Origin of the sequence: Ilumatobacter coccineus YM16-304, from assembly GCF_000348785.1 — a bacterium.
GTDB classification, from domain to species: Bacteria; Actinomycetota; Acidimicrobiia; order Acidimicrobiales; family Ilumatobacteraceae; genus Ilumatobacter_A; species Ilumatobacter_A coccineus.
Genome location: NC_020520.1, coordinates 2,629,759 through 2,648,956 on the forward strand (window position 1 = coordinate 2,629,759; position 19,198 = coordinate 2,648,956).

The 19,198-nt window shown below is 67.8% G+C and carries 17 protein-coding genes; 4 read left to right on the top strand and 13 right to left on the bottom strand.

What is annotated here, in order from left to right; all coding sequences use genetic code 11:
• Positions 1 to 332: 332 nt before the first annotated feature.
• On the top strand, positions 333 to 614 hold the full coding sequence (locus tag YM304_RS25765) for a type II toxin-antitoxin system RelE family toxin (RefSeq protein WP_015441918.1): 282 nt from the start codon (positions 333 to 335) through the stop codon (positions 612 to 614).
• 331 nt (positions 615 to 945) lie between these two features.
• On the opposite strand, the gene YM304_RS11820 is transcribed toward YM304_RS25765, so the two are convergent.
• The 3 genes from YM304_RS11820 to YM304_RS11825 form a co-directional block, all read right to left on the bottom strand.
• Positions 946 to 1,197, bottom strand: a complete 252-nt coding sequence (locus YM304_RS11820; protein WP_015441920.1) for a type II toxin-antitoxin system ParD family antitoxin — start codon at positions 1,195 to 1,197, stop codon at positions 946 to 948.
• Positions 1,198 to 1,298: 101 nt separating this feature from the next.
• Positions 1,299 to 1,622: a type II toxin-antitoxin system PemK/MazF family toxin gene (locus tag YM304_RS23980; RefSeq protein WP_015441921.1), complete on the bottom strand. Its 324-nt coding sequence runs from the start codon at positions 1,620 to 1,622 to the stop codon at positions 1,299 to 1,301.
• A 253-nt stretch (positions 1,623 to 1,875) separates the two neighbouring features.
• Complete coding sequence (locus YM304_RS11825) at positions 1,876 to 2,583, bottom strand: nitroreductase family protein (protein ID WP_015441923.1); 708 nt, start codon at positions 2,581 to 2,583, stop codon at positions 1,876 to 1,878.
• 133 nt (positions 2,584 to 2,716) lie between these two features.
• On the opposite strand from YM304_RS11825, the gene YM304_RS11830 reads away from it, so the two are divergent.
• On the top strand, positions 2,717 to 3,631 hold the full coding sequence (locus tag YM304_RS11830) for a hypothetical protein (protein ID WP_015441924.1): 915 nt from the start codon (positions 2,717 to 2,719) through the stop codon (positions 3,629 to 3,631).
• Here the strand turns inward: YM304_RS11830 and YM304_RS11835 are convergent.
• The 10 genes from YM304_RS11835 to YM304_RS11885 all read right to left on the bottom strand — a co-directional run bounded on the left by YM304_RS11835 (position 3,593) and on the right by YM304_RS11885 (position 17,528).
• Positions 3,593 to 4,228: an AAA family ATPase gene (locus YM304_RS11835; RefSeq protein ID WP_154723428.1), complete on the bottom strand. Its 636-nt coding sequence runs from the start codon at positions 4,226 to 4,228 to the stop codon at positions 3,593 to 3,595. The two genes, YM304_RS11830 and YM304_RS11835, sit on opposite strands and share 39 nt — an antisense overlap.
• Positions 4,161 to 5,696 carry an IMP dehydrogenase gene (guaB, locus tag YM304_RS11840; RefSeq protein WP_051071416.1) on the bottom strand — a complete coding sequence of 512 codons (1,536 nt, stop codon included), beginning with the start codon at positions 5,694 to 5,696 and terminating at the stop codon, positions 4,161 to 4,163. The genes YM304_RS11835 and guaB overlap by 68 nt, the downstream gene beginning before the upstream one ends.
• Positions 5,693 to 6,301, bottom strand: coding sequence for a phosphoribosylglycinamide formyltransferase (gene purN / locus YM304_RS11845; RefSeq protein ID WP_015441927.1), 609 nt, complete (start codon positions 6,299 to 6,301; stop codon positions 5,693 to 5,695). Before purN ends, guaB begins: the two co-directional genes overlap by 4 nt.
• 170 nt (positions 6,302 to 6,471) lie before the next feature.
• Positions 6,472 to 7,080 carry a Rho termination factor N-terminal domain-containing protein gene (locus tag YM304_RS25395; RefSeq protein WP_015441928.1) on the bottom strand — a complete coding sequence of 203 codons (609 nt, stop codon included), beginning with the start codon at positions 7,078 to 7,080 and terminating at the stop codon, positions 6,472 to 6,474.
• A gap of 140 nt (positions 7,081 to 7,220) precedes the next feature.
• Positions 7,221 to 9,419, bottom strand: coding sequence for a phosphoribosylamine--glycine ligase (gene purD, locus YM304_RS25400; protein WP_015441929.1), 2,199 nt, complete (start codon positions 9,417 to 9,419; stop codon positions 7,221 to 7,223).
• A gap of 138 nt (positions 9,420 to 9,557) precedes the next feature.
• Complete coding sequence (gene purF / locus YM304_RS11865; RefSeq protein ID WP_015441930.1) at positions 9,558 to 11,036, bottom strand: amidophosphoribosyltransferase; 1,479 nt, start codon at positions 11,034 to 11,036, stop codon at positions 9,558 to 9,560.
• On the bottom strand, positions 11,033 to 12,001 hold the full coding sequence (locus tag YM304_RS11870; protein ID WP_015441931.1) for a phosphoribosylaminoimidazolesuccinocarboxamide synthase: 969 nt from the start codon (positions 11,999 to 12,001) through the stop codon (positions 11,033 to 11,035). Before YM304_RS11870 ends, purF begins: the two co-directional genes overlap by 4 nt.
• Before the next feature lie 64 nt (positions 12,002 to 12,065).
• Positions 12,066 to 12,788, bottom strand: coding sequence for a phosphoribosylformylglycinamidine synthase I (gene purQ / locus YM304_RS11875; protein ID WP_015441932.1), 723 nt, complete (start codon positions 12,786 to 12,788; stop codon positions 12,066 to 12,068).
• On the bottom strand, positions 12,785 to 15,688 hold the full coding sequence (gene purL, locus YM304_RS11880) for a phosphoribosylformylglycinamidine synthase subunit PurL (protein ID WP_162142066.1): 2,904 nt from the start codon (positions 15,686 to 15,688) through the stop codon (positions 12,785 to 12,787). The genes purQ and purL overlap by 4 nt, the downstream gene beginning before the upstream one ends.
• Before the next feature lie 145 nt (positions 15,689 to 15,833).
• Positions 15,834 to 17,528, bottom strand: coding sequence for a hypothetical protein (locus tag YM304_RS11885; RefSeq protein ID WP_015441934.1), 1,695 nt, complete (start codon positions 17,526 to 17,528; stop codon positions 15,834 to 15,836).
• 106 nt (positions 17,529 to 17,634) lie between these two features.
• On the opposite strand from YM304_RS11885, the gene YM304_RS24745 reads away from it, so the two are divergent.
• Positions 17,635 to 18,318 carry a histidine phosphatase family protein gene (locus YM304_RS24745; RefSeq protein ID WP_015441935.1) on the top strand — a complete coding sequence of 228 codons (684 nt, stop codon included), beginning with the start codon at positions 17,635 to 17,637 and terminating at the stop codon, positions 18,316 to 18,318.
• A 61-nt stretch (positions 18,319 to 18,379) separates the two neighbouring features.
• On the top strand, positions 18,380 to 19,195 hold the full coding sequence (locus YM304_RS11895; protein ID WP_015441936.1) for an SDR family NAD(P)-dependent oxidoreductase: 816 nt from the start codon (positions 18,380 to 18,382) through the stop codon (positions 19,193 to 19,195).
• Positions 19,196 to 19,198 lie beyond the last annotated feature (3 nt).

Below are 19,198 nucleotides of genomic sequence, written 5' to 3' on the forward strand. Positions count from 1 at the left end.
AGATCTGTTGCTCTCGCAACTCCCACATCAATCGCGCCGCGGGCGTCGCCTACCCGCGCATCGCGGCACGTATCGGCGTGGCTACCCGCTCCAGATCACCTCGAGCTGATCGGTGTCGGTTGCTCAGCGGCGCAACTTCGCGCGCAGCTTTCGGAACTGCTTGACGACGAAGTTGACTGCTGCGACGAACACGTACTGGTCGCCCTCGACTGCCGGGTTCTCGTCAGCGTTCCAGCGTGACAACTCGAGCGCGAACTCACCGAAGCGAAGCGTGCGGCCGACACCGGCGATTTCATCACCGGCGATGAACTGCGCGCCCGCTTCGCCTCCAAGTGACCGAGCACGACGAACCCTACGAACTGCGCGTCACCGGCCCAGCGCAGCGACACCTGGGTCGACTCACAGAAGGCACCGCAGCTGCGATCGTCGAGTTCATGCTGGGCGCTCTCGTCGAAAACCTCCATCGCGTCGGCGGGCGCCTGCAGCGCGAACTCGCTGGGCTCCACTCTGCGCGACGAGGGGTGTATCGCGTGATCTACGAGATCGATGACGATCAGCACACCGTCACCGTCCTGCGAATCGATCACCGCTCGCGCATCTACAGATCTCGCTGATCCCCACTCATATCGCTCACCATCGACCCCGCACGAAACCGCTCGTATCGGCACCTACGATCGCTACTCGTGATCGATATCAGCGAGGACGGCTGCGATGTCTTGAGCGTCAGCGAGCAGACGGACGACATCGACGCGATCGCCGCTGGCGAAGTAGAACCAACCGCACGGGAAGTTCGGGACCCGGCGGACACGCAACCCATCGATTGCGCACAACTCGCCCACACGCGGCGACCCGGCACCTGGCATCCGTCCAATCGCGTCCAACGCCGTCATCGCTGCGCTCGTTCGATGAGATCGACTTCGGCTTGTGGGCGAAGAATCGGACGCGTCACGCGTCAGCGCCGAGTGCCCGCTCGCGCAACTCGGAAATCACGTCGTCGGTCGCTTCGCGCCTTTCGCCCGATGCCAGTCCGTCAGCGATGAGATCGCGGAGGCGTTGGGCAGCCTGCTCACGTTGATCGCGGCGAATCAGTTCCCGCAGGTACTCACTCGTGTTGCCGTAGCTGCCGTCGCTGACACGAGCGTCGATGTACTCGCGCATGCTCTCAGGAAGTGCGAAGCTCATCGTGTTGCGGCTCATTTGACCATTGTGCTGGGGCTGACAACAGTTGTCAACACTGCTCCGATCAACATGCTCCAGCGAGCCCCGTGACCGCTCGAGAACGCGTCACTTGTATCCGGTCAGTACACGATGTCGAGCGAGTAACGCAGGGCTTCGTCGAGGCGAGCACGTGCGAATTCGCCGAGGTGGCCGACCGGCTCATCGTCCAAAGCTTCGACTGGGATCGTGATGACGTTGTCGCAGCTGATGACGCACGCTTCAGGGAACCCGTGCTCCTCGCCGAGTTCCACCTCTGATCGGATCCCGCAAATGGTGCGGGTGATTGGCGCACAGGTGACCGACGTGAGTACTGCGATGGCGGCGTCACGGGTCAGCACGCAGACAGGCCGGCGACCTGCTGGGGGACCGAGGTCGGCGCAGTAGATGTCGTTGCGAGCTGCCACGCAGGAGCCGTCTCAGCAGCGAGTCGTCGCGCGGATTGGACGAGACGGGGATCGGCGGGCTGGCGTTCGTATGCGGATCGAAGCTGTCGGTCGGCTGCTGCGAGGCTTTCGGCCTCGAGCACCGCCTGGGCGCCGCGACGAATCAGCTCTGATCGGTTGGTGCCAAGCCCGCGGCCAGCGCGTCGCGGGCGGTCACCTGAGCCGATCAGATCCGGCGTGTCGACCGGTGGGTTGGCGGGTGAGCCAGGCTCGACTACAGGAACGTGGCGACGTCGCTGAGGGGTTTGCGCTGCAACGTGGGCACCTGGCAGCCGTCGGTGGGGTAGCCGATGGGGAACAACACGAACGGCCGCTCGTGCTCGGGGCGACCGAAGAGCTTGCTGAGGAACACCATCGGACTCGGCGTGTGCGTGAGCGTCGCCAAGCCCATGTGGTGCAGCGCCGTGATGAACATCCCGGCAGCGATGCCGCAGCTCTCCTTGACGTAGTAGTGCGTGCGCTTCGAACCGTCGTCACGCACGCCGTAGCGCTCCTCGAACAGCACCACGATCCACGGAGCGATCTCCAAGAACTCCTTGTGCCAGTCGGTTCCGAGCGGCGCGAGCTCCTGCTGCCAGCGCTCGTTCATCCGACCGTCGTAGTTGGTCCGTTCCTCCGCCTCGGCCGCAGCACGAATCTGCTGTTTCAGCGCCGGGTCGTCGGTCGCCACGAACTGCCACGGCTGTTGGTGCGCCCCCGACGGAGCGGTCGAGGCCGTGGCGATCGCCGTCTCGATCAACTCGCGCGGCACCGGCTCGTCCGACAGCATCCGCACGCTGCGACGGCGCTCCATCTCGTCGCGGAAGTCGTTCGCCCGCTCGCGCATCTCGGTCGGGGAGTAGCGCCGAAAATCGAGCGTGTGGAACGGAAACCGGGCGGCGGTGTCGTCCGAGGGGTACGGAAACTCGTAGTCGGCGGTCACGACGAGACTCTGCCACGCCGCCGGACGCCGAACCGACATTCAAGATGTTCTCAAGGATGCCGATGAAGAGTCGAGTGAGTTCAGACCGAACGCAACCGTGCGCTCGGCGAGAACGCAGCTGAAAAGGAACGCCATGACCCCGTTCGAACAAGCTCCACGACCCGACATCGCCGACCGGCCCACCGACTTCGACTTCATGGCGCCCGGTGCCTGGCTCGAGTTCAACTGCGAGCTGTATGCGATCGTCGACGAACTCGCCATCGCGATCGATCGGATCGACGCCGGCGTCATCCATCTGCAGAGCGGTCGAGCGCTGCCGCTGCTCCAACTCGCACAGCACTGCCACCTGTCACCGCGAGACGACTGGCATGACCTGATCCGTCAGCACCTGCGAACCGTGACGGCACATCTCACCGAGGTCGCCACGCTCTCCGCCGAGCCGATCTCGATGATCGACCTGCGAGTGCGTCTCGTGCCCGACGATCCAGCCGATCGTCCGGTCATCGACGAACTCTGCGCGCGACCGTTTGCGGACGGGATCGTGCAAGTGCTCGCGGTCGACATCCCCGACGCCATCCGCCTCGTCCCGCGGTGCGAGATCGACGAACTCGGCTGGGACCTCGACGAGGTGTGGTCGAGCGCCTGGGCGCAGACCGAAGCGCTCGAGCAGCCCGACGAGGTCAACGTGATCGACGTCGGCGGGGCCGATGTCGTCCACATCTTCGGCCACCGCGTGTTCAACGCCTCGCTGGTGCGCCAGATCGAAGACGTCGTCGGAACCATCGGTCCGAACGGAGCGATCGTGTCGATCCCGCACAATCACAGCGTGCTCGTCCACGTCATCGAAGACACCACGGTCGTCACGGCACTCAATGCGATGATTCCGATCACTCGCCAGGTGCATCGTCACGGGCCGGGCTCGGTGAGCCCGCAGTTGTACTGGTGGCGAGACGGTGCGATGACGAGCATTCCGACCTACTTCGCACCCGACGGCGTCGAGGTGTACCCGTCACCCGAGTTGGTCGCGATCCTCCGCGCGCTGCACTGACGCCAACCACTCGGTGACCTCACTCGGCGTGCGGAACCGATGGACATCGGCGTGTGCCCACAGGGGAGTGGTCGACAGTTGCTCGAACTTCGCGCGATGCGCTCGATGGACATTCCACGCCTCGGCGATCATGCTGCGCTTCGGATGCAGCACGTCGCGCAGACGTTCACGATTGCCGTTCCACAGTTGCTCGCGTCGTACGGCACGCCGGATGGATCGCTTGGCGACCCGCGGGATCGTGTGTCGGCGACCGAGATCGAGCCACACGATCGTGTCGGCCCGCGCATGGGTGAGATCGGCCGTGACGACGTAGTTGCCGGCGACCACCCAACGGGGCACGTCGATCGCCGCGGCGACCTTCGCTCTGAACTCCGGTGTGGGTGTCGGCGCCCAGTCGGGCCGGTGGAACAGCTCGTCGAGTTCGATGTGCGCGGCACCGAGCCGCTCGGCCAGCACCGCGGCGACCGTCGACTTGCCCGATCCGGGAGCGCCGACCACCACGACGCGACGCATGTCGCCCGTGGCGTCGTCAGGAGCCGCGCTGATAGTTCGGCGCTTCCTTCGTGACGGTGACGTCGTGCGGATGCGATTCTTCACGGCCGGCGGTGGTGACCCGCATGAAGCGAGCCGTCCGCAGCGCGTCGAGCGTGGCGGCTCCCGCATATCCCATGCCTGAGCGCAGGCCACCGACGAGCTGATACAGCACGTCGCCGAGCGGGCCGGCGTACGGTACGCGCCCTTCGATGCCTTCGGGCACGAGCTTCTTGCTCGCCGCCCCGACGTCGGTACGACCACCGGCCGTCGACTGGCTGGTGGCGTAGCGGTCGGCGCTGTCGCCGGTCATCGCGCCCATCGACCCCATGCCGCGGTAGCTCTTGTAGCGACGCCCGTCCATCAGCTCCATTTCGCCCGGCGATTCCTCGGTGCCGGCGAGCAGTGACCCGATCATGACGGTCTGGGACCCGGCCACGATCGCCTTGACGATGTCGCCCGAGAACGTGATGCCACCATCGCCGATGATCGGCACGCCGAGCTGCTGCGCGCGGCGACTCGTGTGCCAGATCGCCGAGAGCTGCGGCATGCCCGCACCCGACACCACGCGGGTGGTGCAGATCGAGCCGGCGCCCACGCCGACCTTGATCGCGTCGGCGCCCGCCTTGTGCAGCGCTTCGACGCCTTCCTCGGTGACGACGTTGCCGGCGGTGACGGCGAGGTCTGGCCACGATCCCTTGATCCGCTCGATCGCCTTGATCACGTTGGCCGAGTGGCCGTGGGCCGTGTCGATCGAGACGGCGTCGATGCTCATCTCGACGAGCGCCGCAACGCGTTCTTCGAGGTCGGCACCGACCCCCACAGCAGCGGCACAGCGGAGGCGGCCACGTCCGTCACGCGAGGCGTTGGGGAAGTCGAGCCGCTTCTGGATGTCTTTGACCGTGATGAGCCCGGCGAGGCAGCCGACGCCGTCGACGAGCGGGAGCTTCTCGATGCGGTGCTCCTGCAGGATCGCCTTGGCTTCGTCGAGCGAGGTGCCGACCTCGGCGGTGACGAGCCCGTCGGACGTCATGAAGTCGGTGACCGGCCGGTCGAAATCGGAGCCTTCGCAGAAGCGGATGTCGCGGTTGGTGAGGATGCCGAGGAGGTGTCCGTCGTCGTCGGTGATCGGCACGCCCGAGAACTTGAACTTGTGCATCAACGCTTCGGCGTCGTGCAGGAGTGCGGTCGGCGGGAGCGTGACCGGGTCGGTGATCATGCCCGACTGCGACCGCTTCACCTTCTGGACCTCGGACGCCTGGTCGGCGATCGACATGTTGCGGTGGATCACGCCGATGCCACCGTGGCGGGCCATCGCGACCGCCATGCGAGCTTCGGTCACCTTGTCCATCGCGGCCGACACCAGCGGCACCGCGAGTTCGATGTCTCGGGCGAACGTCGCCGTCGTGTCGACGGCATCGGGCAACGTCTCGGACCAGCCCGGCACGACGACCACGTCGTCGAAGGTGAGTGCTTCGAATCGATCGAAGAATCCGTCGTTCACGTTGTGGGAGTCGCTGGGGCTGTTCGTCATGTTGTCTCCGGTGGGCGGTGGTCGGATGTGAGCGAGACGAGCGTGTCGACCAGGAGTCGATGCTCAGCTCGGTGTATGGCTGCTTCGAACGCTTCCAGTGTGCCAGAGGTGTCGATCGGTACCGTCGAAGTGGCCAACACCGGGCCATCATCGACGCCCTCGTCGGGTACGAGGTGCACCATGACGCCTGAATGGTCACGCTCGCCGGCGACCGCTTGCTCCCAGGCGCGCTCGATCGCGTGTGTGCCGGCGAGTTCGCCGGGCAGCGCCGGGTGCAGATTCACCACTCGGTTCGGGAAGCAGCCGAGGAACTTCATGGTGAGCAGTCGCATCCAGCCGGCGAGCACGATCCAGTCGGGTCGATACTCGGCGACGACCTGGGCGAGGCGCACGTCGTAGTCGGCGCGTGCCTCGTCGGCGCTGCGGGGGAGTGCGCAGGTCTCGATGCCCGCCTGGCGAGCACGTTCGAGGCCGTAGGCGTCGGTGCGGTTCGACACGACGGCGACGATGTCGGCGGCCAGCGTGCCGTCGGTGGTGGCGTCGACGATCGCCTGCAAGTTCGATCCCGATCCCGAGACCAACACCACCAGTCGCGGCCGATCCATCGCGAAACGCTACCCAGCTCCCGCCGACGCCCGGACAAGGTGAACAAACAGTTCACCCGATCGCCGCCCGAACGCGACGAACCCCGCCTCCGATGTCGGAAGCGGGGTTCGTCTGGGGGACTCGTGGTGACCTCGTGCCGGCCGCGATGTGGCCCGGCAGCGACCGAAGGTCAGCCGGCGTTGTTGATCGCGGTGATCAGCTGCGCCTTGTTCATGTCGGCGCGACCTTCGATGTCGATGTCTTGCGCCATCTGGTACAGCTCGGCCTTGGTCATCGACTTGAGGGCGACACGCTCGGCCGACTTCTCGGCGGCGACGACACGGTCGGTTGCTTCCTCGACGAGGTCGGACGTCTGGTCGCTGAGCGTCGACGCGGTGCGCTTGACCTGGGCCTGCGTCTGACCGATGACCGAGCGGACGCCGGTCGCTGCCGTGCTGGCGGTCTGCTCGGCGGCCCACTTGGCGGTGCCGACGATGGTGCGGACACCGGTGTCGGCCATCTTGACGACGGGGCGGAAGGCGTCGACGACGAGGTCGTTGTTGCGACGGGTCTGGGCGACGACGCGGTCGGCGGCGACCCGGTTGTAGGCGAAGATCTTCTTCGGCAGTTCGGGCATGTTGAGCTCGATCTTGTCGAGGCGACCCGAGATCTCGTCGTTGATCGACTTGGCACGCTCCGACAGGGTCGACGTGATGTTCTCGAACGTGTCGGCGTAGCTCGTCTCGATGCTGTCGATCGTCTCCGACAGGGTGCGGGTGATGGTGGCGGTGGCGTTCATGATGGCTCCGATTCTGTTGACAGCTTCTCGTCGAACGGATCTCGTCGTCGGTCCACTGCTGGCGGGTTGCTAGATATAGTACGCAACCTGCGAGGTATAGCAACCCATTGAGCCGGATGTCACGCCCGGTGGCGAAGCTGTCAGCGGAGCGTGACGGAGCGTTCGCCGGCGACGAGGGAGCCGATGCGCCACGTGGTCTCGGGAATGGCCGCCTGCACCGCATCGGCGTCGGCGGCGGCGCACACGACCACCATACCGATGCCCATGTTGAGAGTGCGGTAGAGCTCGTCGGTCGACATCTGCGGAGTCAGTTCACGCACCAGGCGAAACAGCGGTGGCACGGGCCACGACCCCAGCTCGATGTCGGCAGCCACGCCGTCGGGCAGTACGCGCGGCAGGTTCTCGGGCAGTCCGCCACCGGTGATCTGCGCGAGCGCCTTGATCTTGCCCGATTCGAGCGCACCGCGCAGCGGGTCGAGATAGTTGCGATGCGGTTCGAGGAGCGCGTCGCCGAGCGGCCGATCCATGCCGTCGGGGACGACGTCCATCGGGATCCACTCGAACACCTTGCGCAGCAACGAGTAGCCGTTGGTGTGTGGCCCCGACGACGCCACGCCGATCAGGGTGTCGCCGGCGCTGACGTCGTCGCGCGGCAGCAGGTCGGCGGTGTCGACCACGCCGATGAGCGTGCCGGCGATGTCGAACGCGCCGTCTCGGTACACACCCGGCATCTCCGCGGTCTCGCCGCCGAGCACCGCACAGTTGGCTGCACGGCAGGCCTCGGCCATGCCCGTGACGACGTCGGCGACCATGTCGGCGTCGAGCACGCTCGCCGCGATGTAGTCGAGGAAGAACAGCGGGCGAGCGTTCTGCACGAGCACGTCGCCGATGCAGTGGTTGACGATGTCGGCCCCCACACCGCGCACCCGTCCGAGCCGAGCTGCGAGCTCGACCTTGGTGCCGACCCCGTCGGTCGAGGCAACGAGGACGGGATCATCGAGTTCGGTGATCGCCTTGGCCGAGAACACGCCGCCGAAGCTGCCGACGCCGTGCAGCACGCCGCGACCCGAACCGACGTCGTGTGTCGACTCGACGGCCGCCTTCATCTCGGCGACGGCGCGTGCGCCCTCGTCGATGTCGACCCCGGCCTCTGCGTAGCTCCGGAAGCCAGCGCCGGGTGCTCGCCATGCGATGTCGCGGCGGTGCTGCATGCCGGCGAACTCGATGGCGGCAAGGCGCCGGTACGCCGCATCGCGGGCTGCTGCGAGATCGTCGCCGAGTCCGGTGACGGCGAGCACGCGGCCGCCGGAGGTGCGCCCGTCGGTGACCCCGGCGTCGAAACGGATGGCGTCGCCGTCGTCACCTCGATCGGTGATCGTGGCCCCCGACTCGGGTGTGCCGGGGTACCCCGCGGCTGCGGCGACCACGGTGACGGCGGAGCGATCGTCGATGGTGAGCGGCACGTCGCCGATCGACCCGTTGGCGGCGGCCAGCGCGAGTTCGGCGAGATCGGTCGCGAGGAGCGGCAGCACGGCCTGCGCTTCGGGGTCGCCGAAGCGCACGTTGTACTCGATGAGGCGAGGACCGTTGCCGGTCGACATCAACCCGGCGAAGATCACGCCGACGTACGGCGTCCCGGCGGCAGCGAAGTGGTCGACCACGGGTTGTACGAAGGTCGCCAGCAGGTCGTCGGCCGTGTGGGCGACCGGTGCCGGTGCGTAGGCGCCCATGCCGCCGGTGTTCGGGCCGGTGTCGCCCTCACCGATCCGCTTGTGGTCTTGGGCCAACGGCAGCGCGACCGCCGTCGTGCCGTCGCACAGCGCGAGAAGCGAGCACTCGGGTCCACTGATCCGCTCTTCGAGGACGAACGGACCGGCTGCGGCGGCGTCGACGATCGCGGCGCGCGTCTCGCCGTCGGACGCCGGAACCGTGACGCCCTTGCCGGCCGCGAGTCCGTCGAGCTTGACCACGACGGGCCGGTCGAGCGCCGACCACCAGGCGATGGCGTCGTCGACGACGCGCTCGGAGCGCGCCGGGTCGAAGCGTGCATAGGCGGGTCCGGGGATGTCGAGCGCGGTGGCGAGGTCGCGGGCGAAGCCCTTCGACGCCTCGAGTTCGGCCAGTGCGGCGGTCGGCCCGAAGCACGGGATGCCGCGTCGGGCGCACTCGTCGGCAGCACCGGCGACGAGTGCCGCTTCGGGGCCGGGGATGACCAGGTCGGTGTCGTCGGGCGACGCGTCACCGAGGTCGGCGGCGAGCCGGACGTCGTGTCCGTGGCGACGGCAGGCCCAGGCGATCGCCTGCTCGCGGCCGCCGGCACCCAGTACGAGAACTCTCATCGATCAATGTGTCTTTCCGGGATGCGTGTGGAGTCGGAGGTGACGCTCGACGCGTCGCGACGACGGCGAGGCGAACGAAGCGAGGTCACCGAAGCGTGCGTGATGGCGTGCGTGATGGCGTGCGTGATGGTCGGCAAATCAGTTCAACACGCCTTCGAAGGCGAGTTTGGCCTGCGCGTCGCCGACCGAGATCGGGTAGTCGCCGGTGAAGCAGGCGTTGCAGTGGCCGTCGTCGGCACCGGCCTCGCGACCGGCAACAGCGCGCATCATGCCGTCGAGCGAGAGGAACGCGAGGCTGTCGGCGCCGATGTGTGCTTCCATCTCGGCGACCGAGAGGCGTGCGGCCATGAGGTCGTCGTCGTGGCCCATGTCGACACCGAAGTGGCAGGCGTGGGTGATCGGTGGGCAGGTGATGCGCATGTGGACCTCGGCGGCGCCGGCATCGCGCAGCAGTTTGACGAGCGGCCCGGCGGTGGTGCCGCGCACGAGCGAGTCGTCGATCATGATGACGCGCTTGCCTTCGAGGTTCTCGGTGAGCGCGTTGAACTTGAGCGCCACACCGCGCTCACGGATGTCTTGGGTCGGCTCGATGAACGTGCGACCGATGTAGCGGTTCTTGATCAGGCCGTCGTTGAACGGCAGACCGCTCTCGGTCGAGAAGCCGATGGCGGCGGGGATCGACGAGTCGGGCACCGGGATGACGACGTCGGCGTCGACCATCGACTCACGAGCGAGTTCGACACCGAGCTGTTGGCGAACGTGGTGGACCGACTTGTCGGCCCACACCGAGTCGGGTCGTGAGAAGTACACGAACTCGAATGTGCAGCGAGCGCCGTTGGCCTGGGGTGCGAGCACCTGGGTCCGTTCGATCTCGGCGCCGCGCAGCGTGACCATCTCGCCCGGACGGACTTCGTCGATGTCGACGCAACCGAGGGTGGTGAGCGCACACGTCTCGCTGGCGACAGCGTGTCCGCCGTTGGGGAGCCGTCCGACCGAGAGCGGGCGGAAACCCCACGGGTCGCGAACGGCCATCACCTGGTCGGCGGCGAGGATGACGAGGGAGAACGCGCCCTTCCAGGCGGGGAGCGTGCGCTCGATGCGTTCTTGCCAGGTCTGCCCACCGGCGGCGGCCAGCATGAGCGTGAACACCTCGGTGTCGCTGGTGGCGGTGAGCCCGAACCCCTTGTGCAGCAATTCGTCGCGAAGTGTCGTGGCGTTGACCAGGTTGCCGTTGTGGGCCACCGACAGCGGGCCGTGCATGGTCTCGACGAGGAACGGCTGGATGTTGCGCTCGGCATTGGAGCCGGTGGTCGAGTACCGGGTGTGACCGATCGCGTGATAGCCGGTCAGTGGAGCCAGGGCTTCGGGGGTGAACACGGTCGACACGAGACCCGGTTCCTTGTGGACCCGAGCGCGTTTGCCGTCGCTCACCGCGATGCCGGCTGCTTCCTGCCCGCGGTGCTGCAACGCGAAGAGGCCGAAGAACGAGAGCTGAGCGACGCCTTCACCGTGTGGCGTCGAGATGCCGAGTACGCCGCACTCGTCATGGGCGACGTCGTCGGCGGCCAACTCGTTGGGATCGGCGGGCACTGCTCGGACCGGGATCGATCGTTTCATGTCGTTGCTCCAGATGACGGTTCGAGATGCGCGAGCGCCGCGCGGATGCGTGGACCCGCCGGATAGTCGGCGTGGTCGAACGACGCGCCGGTGAGTCGTTCGTAGGCATCAACGTAGCGTGCGGTGGTGGCGGCCCAGACGTCGTCGGGAAGTTCGGGGATGTCGCCGTCGCCGCGGAAGTCGACGTCGGCCAAGGCGCGGCGAACGACTTCCTTGTCGAGACTCTCGGGTTCGTCGGCGGCTGCGTGGCGTTCGTCGTACGACTCGGCGACCCACCAGCGTGACGAATCGGGCGTGTGGACCTCGTCGATGAGCAACAACGTGCCGTCGTCGGCGACCCCGAATTCGTACTTCGTGTCGGCCAGGATGAGCCCGGCGTCGCGTCCGCGTTCGGCGCCGCGCTCGAACACGGCGAGCGCTGCGGTCTGCACCCGCTCCCACAGTTCGGCGTCGACGTACCCGCCGTCGACGACCTCGGCACAGGTGATCGGGATGTCGTGAGCACCGAGCTCGCCCTTGGTCGTCGGGGTGACGATCGGATGGGGGAGCGGGTCGTTCTTGACGAGACCGTCGGGCAGCGTGTGCCCGTAGATCGTGCGTTCACCGCGTGCGTAGGCGGTCCAGAGCGCCGTGTCGGTGACTCCGGTGATGTAGCCGCGGACGACGACTTCGACCGTGAGCGGCGTCGCCGACCGGGCGATCGTCACGTTGGGGTCGGGGATCGACACGATGTGGTTGTCGACGATGTCGGCGGTCTGTTCGAACCACCACGCCGACAGTTGGTTGAGCACCTGGCCCTTGTAGGGCACGCCGGCGAGGATGCGGTCGAACGCCGAGAGCCGGTCGGTCGTGACGAACAGTCGGTGACCTGCGTGCTCGCCGTCGAGCGCGAACGACACCCGCACCTTGCCGTCACGCCGGTCGGGAAACGGGAGATCGATCTCGGTCAGGGCCTCTGGGGTCACGGCTACTCCGGGTGGTTCGTCGGTGAATCGAGGTGGAGGAACGACATGATCGCGACGCTCGATGTCAGAGCTTCTTGGCGTGGGCGACGCCGTTTTCGAAGAGTCGCAACCCGAGGTGGTCGATGCCGCCACCGCCTCTCCCGTGGTGCGGGTGCTGGCGCGGGATGATGTGGTTCTCGGGGTGCGGCATGAGTCCGAGCACCATGCCCGTGCTGTCGCTCACACCGGCGATGTCGTCGACCGACCCGTTCGGGTTGGTGCTCCGGTAGCGGAGGGCGATCTGACCGGCCGCGTCGAGCGACGCCGGGTCGGGATGCACGTAGCGGCCCTCGCCGTGAGCGATCGGGCAGTGGATCGGAGCGTCGATGCCCTTGGTCCACACGCTGTTCGACTTGGTGGCGGCGTCGAGCACGACCCACCGGCAGTCGAAGGTGCCCTGGGCGTTGTGGCCGAGCGCGCCGGGCAGCAGGCGTGCCCGGGTGAGCACCTGGAACCCGTTGCAGATGCCGATGACGGGGCGACCCTTGTCGACGAACTGGCGCAGCCGGTCGCCGAGGCCGACGGTGAGGTCGAGCGCCAACATGCGTCCGGCCCCGAGCGAGTCGGCGTAGCTGAATCCACCGGCGACGACGGCGAGTTGTGCGTCGTCTAGGAAGCGCGGCGTCTCGATGAGTTCGTCGGCCAGCACGACGCGCACGTCGGCGCCCGCCATCTCGAGCGCGGTCTTCACGTCGAGGTCGCGGTTGGTTCCGGGGCCGGCGATGACGACGGCACTGACCCTGCTCACGATTGGCTCCCCTCGGCGTCAGCCGGCGGTTCGGTGGGTGGTCGGGCGCTCGGCGAGCGTCGGCCTTCGGTCTGATAGGGCGCCTGGTTGAACGCGTCGGCGAGGTCGGACACGAGGATCGGTTCGACCTGCGGCATCGAGAGCAGCCCGCTCTCGGACACCTCGCCGAGGCGCTGGACGTCGTCGTCCATGATCCGCAGGAACGCGGGCACGCTGCGCGGTTCGATCTCGACGACGAGGCGTCCGGTCGACTCGCTGAACAGCGCCGTGGCGAGATCGTCGTGGGGGAGTTCGTCGATGGTGGCACCGAGTCGTCCGCCGATGCACATCTCGGCGAGGGCGACGGCGAGTCCACCTTCGCTCAGGTCGTGGCACGATGCGATGAGCCCCGCCTGCATCGCCGCGTGGAGATGGCGATAGTGCTCGGGGGCGTCGGGGTCGGGTGCCGGGGCGACACCGACGTTCGGCGGCGGGCTCTGCACCTTGTCGAGGTGCGAACCGGCGAACTCGGGTTCGGTGCTGCCGATCAGCATCAAGACGTTGCCGGCGGCCTTGAGGTCGGGGGTGACGCAACGGTCGGCGTCGGGCACGTGTCCGACGGCGGTGATGACCAGGGTGGGTGGCACCGCGTGACGGTCGCCGTCGGAGCCGACGTACTCGTTGTTGAGCGAGTCCTTGCCCGACACGAACGGGGCATTGAACGTGAACGCCGCCGCACAACACCCGTCGACGGCAGCGACGAGTTCGCCCATGGTCGACGGGCGGCGTGGGTCACCCCACGAGAAGTTGTCGAGCAGTGCGATCTTGTCGGGGTCGGCACCGACGGCCACGACGTTGCGAACCGCTTCGTCGACCGCAGCGAACGCCATGGCTTCGGGATCGTGCAGTCCGTGCCACGGGTTGACGCCGATGCCGATCGCGATGCCGCTGGTGCTGGTCGGCTCGGCCAAGACGACACCGTCGGCCGGTCCGTCGCTCGCCGCGCCGACGAGCGGGCGCACGACGGTCGACCCGAGGATCTCGTGGTCGTACTGGTGGATCGTGGCCGCCTTCGACGAGATGTTCGGGTGCGACAGCAACGCCAGCAGCGTGGCCGCCGGGTCGCTGACGGTTCGACCCGTGACGTTGGTGCGATTGGGGGTCGGCACGTCGGCGGGCAGCGTCCGCTGAGGCCGCCCGTCGTGCAGGAACTCGGTGCTCATGTCGGCCACCACGGCATCGCCGACGCGCACGACGAGTCGGCCGTCACCGGTGAACGACCCGATGTCGGCCCAGTCGACACCGACGCGCTCGCAGCGCTTGGCGAGCGCGCTCACGCCGCGCGGCGGCACCGATACGACCATGCGTTCCTGCGCTTCGGAGAGCCACACCTCCCACGGCTCGAGGCCGGGGTACTTGCGTGGGACGAGTTCGAGGTCGACGTCGCAGCCGATGCCTTCGGCCATCTCGCCGACCGCCGACGACAGACCACCGGCACCACAGTCGGTGATGGCGGAGTAGAGGTCTTCGGCGCCGATCAACGCATCGATCAGCAGCTTCTCGACGATCGGATCACCGATCTGCACGCTCGCACCGGCGACTTCGCCGGTCGTGGCGTTCATGGTGGCCGACGAGAACGTGGCGCCGCGGATGCCGTCTCGCCCCGTCGCGCCGCCGAGCACGATCACGCGGTCGCCGGCGTGCGGGCCTTCGTGGAGTGGGCGAGTGGGAGCGGTACCGATGCAGCCGGCGAACACGAGCGGGTTGGTCGTGTAGGCCTGGTCGTACAGGATGGCGCCGGCCACGGTCGGCAGGCCGATCTTGTTGCCGTAGTCGGCGACGCCGTCGATCACACCGGTCTGGATGCGTCGAGGATGCAGCGCTCCGTCGGGCAGGTCGGCGAGCGGCAGGTCGAGGGGGCCGAAGCAGAGGATGTCGGTGACGGCGATCGGTTTGTGGGCGATGCCGAGCACGTCGCGGATCACGCCGCCCACGCCGGTGTTCGCCCCGCCGAACGGCTCGACCGCCGACGGGTGGTTGTGCGTCTCGGCCTTGAGTGCGATGGTCGTTCCCTTGGCGAATTCGACGACCCCGGCGTTGCCGACGAACGACGACACGACGAACGGCGCGGCGATCGCTTCGGTGCACTCGCGGAGCTGTTTGAGCAGCGGGGTCCGCTCGACGGGCTCCTGCCCGTCTTCGCTGGCGAGGATGACGGCACGGAACGACTTGTGAGCGCAGTGCTCGCTCCAGGTCTGCGCCAGCGTCTCGAGTTCGAGGTCGGTGGGGTCGCGATCGATCGATTCGAAGTGGTCGCGGATGACCCGCAGCTCCTCGGGGTCGAGATACAGCGCCCGCTCGGCGCTCACGGCGGCCAGTCCGTCGTCGTCGAGGCCGCGGATCGCGATGACCGTGGCGTCGATCTGGCGGTCGGCCGTGCTCGGGTGCGGCGGCTCGATGGTGCCGGGCGCCCACCGTTCGATGATCGGGTTGGCCAACAGTCGTTCGACGACCGCGGCGATCGCTTCGTCGCTCAGCGAGTCGTCGAATTCGACGCGTGTTCCGGTCGCGGCGTGGTCGATCTCGATGCCGAGGCGTTCAGTCGCGTGGCGTACCGCATCGGCACCGCTGTCGGTCACACCGGGCAACAGGGCGATCTCGACGCCGGGACCGCTGGGGACGTCCCAGGTGCCCATCTGCAACAACGGGTCGACGAGGACGCCGTGGAGCAGTTGTCGCTCGTCGCTCGACAGTTCGGCGTCGATGAACACGATGTCGGACACGGTGACGTCACCGATCGGAGCGAGACCGAGCGCCGCAGCGCCGTCGACGATGGCGCGGGCCCGCGGATCGGGATCGATCGACCGGATGGTCATCCGGTTCCGGTTGGGTTGATCGACGGTCACACTCGGATCGGACACCGGCGCGACCATAGGCAGTGCAGACCGTTTCGACCAGCTTTTGCACGAAATGTCACAGAGCCGTCGCGCAGTCCGCGCACGCAACGTCAGGCGCCGTGCGCACGCGAGACACCGGGTGGTTCCGTGGTGCCTGGGGGAGCGTCGTTCAGAGGCCGAGTTCGATGAGCGCCGCAGCGGTCATCGGCTGCACCTGCGCGGCGTCCGGGTAGTCCGGAATCCAGGCCTCGGTGGTGGTCTCGAGGATCGTGATGCTGTTGGCGCCGAGCACGTCGGCACCGACCGACCGGCGGACGACGCCCTGACGATCGATCCACAGTTCGACCTGGACGGCGTCGGGGCTCAGAGGTTCTCCGGCGACGGGAACGGTCTCGATGTCGGGGCCGGCGGCGATGGTGGTCGTCACGTCGGTCGACGCCGCTGGTGCGTCGACGGCGTCACCCGCTGGCGCGGCGGCGGCCGGGTCGCCGGTCACGTCGCCGTTCGGGTCGTCGGTCACGGCGGACGCTGCTGCGGTCTCGGCGGACGCCGCGGCATCGGCGATGTCTTGGATCGGGTCGAGCGCCGCACCCGTCTCGTCGACGAGTTCGAGCAGCGCCGGGTCGAGCGTCAGGACGAGATGGCGTGTCTCGATGCCGGCCACGGTGGCGATGGTCGAGTCGTCGATGACGACCCCGGCTCGCCGTTCGGGCGGGACCAGTTCGTCGATCATGCGAACCCAGTCGGTTCGCTGCAGTTGGTCGTCGAGCGGGAATGCACCGCGTTCGATCTGGAACCACGAGTTGGAGTCGAGCCTGCGCACCAATGCGTCGTCGGAGAAGGTGAGTACCTCGAGGTCGGGGGCGTCGGTGCGGTCGATGACCACCCGCGAGACGTGCGTGTCGAAGTCGACGGTCACGGTGTACGACGCTTCGGACCCGGTGGTGAGGCCTTCGAGGACGAAGGTCGCCGTGCGAACCTCGGGCGCCGTCGTGCGGGCACGGGGGAAGGCGAGGGGAGCGGCCGGTTCTGCGGGCTCCTCGTCGGCGATGTACTCGTCGTAGAGGCCTGGACCGTACGTGGCGCCTGCGTAGCCCAGTCCACCCACGACCAGCGCCGCAACGAGCAGCTTGGCGAGGCGACCGCCGCCCGACTTCTTCGTCGTCCGAGGGCGAGCGTCGTCGGGATCGGGGGCCAGGAACGATTCGATCGAGGCGACCGGCTTGGGAGCGGACGGCTTGGCCGCGACCGGGGGCAGCGTGATCGCCGCGTTGTCGATCGGTGCGACGGCGGTGTCGGGAGCGAGGATTGCCGACGGTCCGGTCAAGATGGCCGGCGCCGGTTCGGTCGCCGTAGTGATCTCAGGGACGGGTTCAGGGACGAATTCCTGGACCGGTTCGGCGATCGGGCGAGGCTCGGCGATCGGGGTCGGGTCGGTCACCTGGGTGACGGGGATGTCGGCGATCGGCGCAGTGTCGAAGTCGGAGTCGGGGCCGTGGTCGGGCTCGTCGGCGGCTGGCGCCGAGCCGGTCGGCACGGTCGACACGGCCGGTTCGGCCGGGATGCTGGGCTCGCTCACGGGAAGCACGGGTTCGGGCTTCGACGCGGCGAGCGGGCGGGGCGTGAACGAGGCGATGGTCGACACGGCCGTGGCCCGGAGTTCGGTGGTTGCCGCGGTCGGCGGGCGGCGTGGCGTGTCGGTGGCCGAATCCAGCACCAGCGGAGCGGGCATGTCGATCGCTGTGGATGCTGCGGGTGCAGGGGGAGGCGGCAGTTCCGTGTGCGGCGCTCCGGAGTCGGGTGACGGCCACGCCGGCGCGCCGACGGCAGGACCGTGGAGATCGGCGTCGGCGAGATTGGTCATACATGTAGCTATCGGTCACACCGGCCACATCTTGAGAATTCCCCGAAGGTCGCGGTGCCCAGCCGATGTGGCCGGGGCCGTCGGCGGGTCCTACGCTCGACGGCGGATGAGTGACGACACCGAGATCCGAACGACACGCCTGGTCCTGATCCGCCACGGTGAGTCGATCGTCACCGTCAAGCGCACGATCGGCGGGGTGCGATCGTGCGTCGGCCTGAGCGACCTCGGTCGGCGTCAGGCCGAACGGCTCCGCGAACGGTTCTCCCGTGGCGACGACATCGAGCCCGACGTGTTGTTGTCGAGCGACTTCCAGCGCGCGATCGAGACCGCCGAGATCATCCGTCCGGCGTTCGGCCCGGCGTTGGCCGAGCGCGAGTTCGAGCAGCTGGCGGGCCTCGGTGAGCACGACCCCGGCCCCGACATCGACGGGATGACGTTCGCCGCGTACGTCGAACGGTTCGGTACACCCGACTGGTCGGGGGACCCGAACGTCGAGATCTTCCCCGGCGGCGAGACGACCTTCGAGTTCCACCGCCGCGTGCACACGGCGATCGGCGAGGTGCTCGAACGACACGCCGGGTCGTCGATCGTGGTGTCGTGTCACGGCGGCGTGGTCGATGCCGTGTTTCGGCATCTGCTCGGCCTGCCGATCACCGGGGGCTTCGAGCTGCAAGCGCTCAACACCTCGATCACCGAGTTCGTGTCGACGAACTCGGAGCAGTGGCGTCTGGTCCGCTACAACGACGCCGCACACCTCGCCGGACTGCCCGAGGCGACGCCGCGCGCTTGACCTGGGAGAACGAGTCTCCTCGGAGTCTCATCGAGCGACGGCCGCTGCCTACATTGTGGCGATGGGATCACTCGAAGGCCTCACGGCAATCGTCATCGGAGGCCACAGCGGCTTCGGTGAAGCAATCAGTCGCACGTACGCAGCGCAGGGCGCCAAGGTCGTCATCGGTGGACGACGACTCCCCGAGGTGACCGCCATGGCCGACGAAGTCGGCGGCATCGGCATGCGGTGCGACATCACGTCGGACGATGACGTGGCGGGCATCGTGGCGCACGCCGTGGAGGCGACCGGTCGCCTCGACATCTTCGTCAACTGTGCCGGCTTCCAGGAGTCGACGCCCATCTCCGATCTCACGCCCGAGAAGCTGCACGCCATGCACGACGTGCAGTTGGCAGGTGCGATGTACTGCCTCCGGCACGCCGGCAACGCCATGCGCGACCTCGGCAACGGCGGGTCGTTCATCTCGATCAGTTCGCTCACCGCACAGAACCCGGCTCGGGGACTCGCGGCCTACGCGAGCGCCAAAGCCGGGCTCGAGTACGCCTCGAAGATCGCCGCGGTCGAGTACGGCGAGTACGGCGTGCGCTTCAACTGCATCGCCGCCTCGCTGATCGAGACGCCGATGACCGCACAGCACTTCACGTCGGGCCCGGCGATCCAGGCGCTCACGGAGGCCACGCCGCTCGGCTACATGGGTGCCAGCCAAGACATCGCCAACGCGGCGCTGTTCTTCGCGTCCGATCTCGGCTCGTTCGTGACCGGCCAGACCCTGTGCGTCGACGGTGGAGCGTCGCTCACCATGCTGCCGTCGCCACAGATGTACGCCGACGTCGGCCGCCGGTGGATGGAAGCGCAGGAGCAGAACAGCTCGTCGTGAACC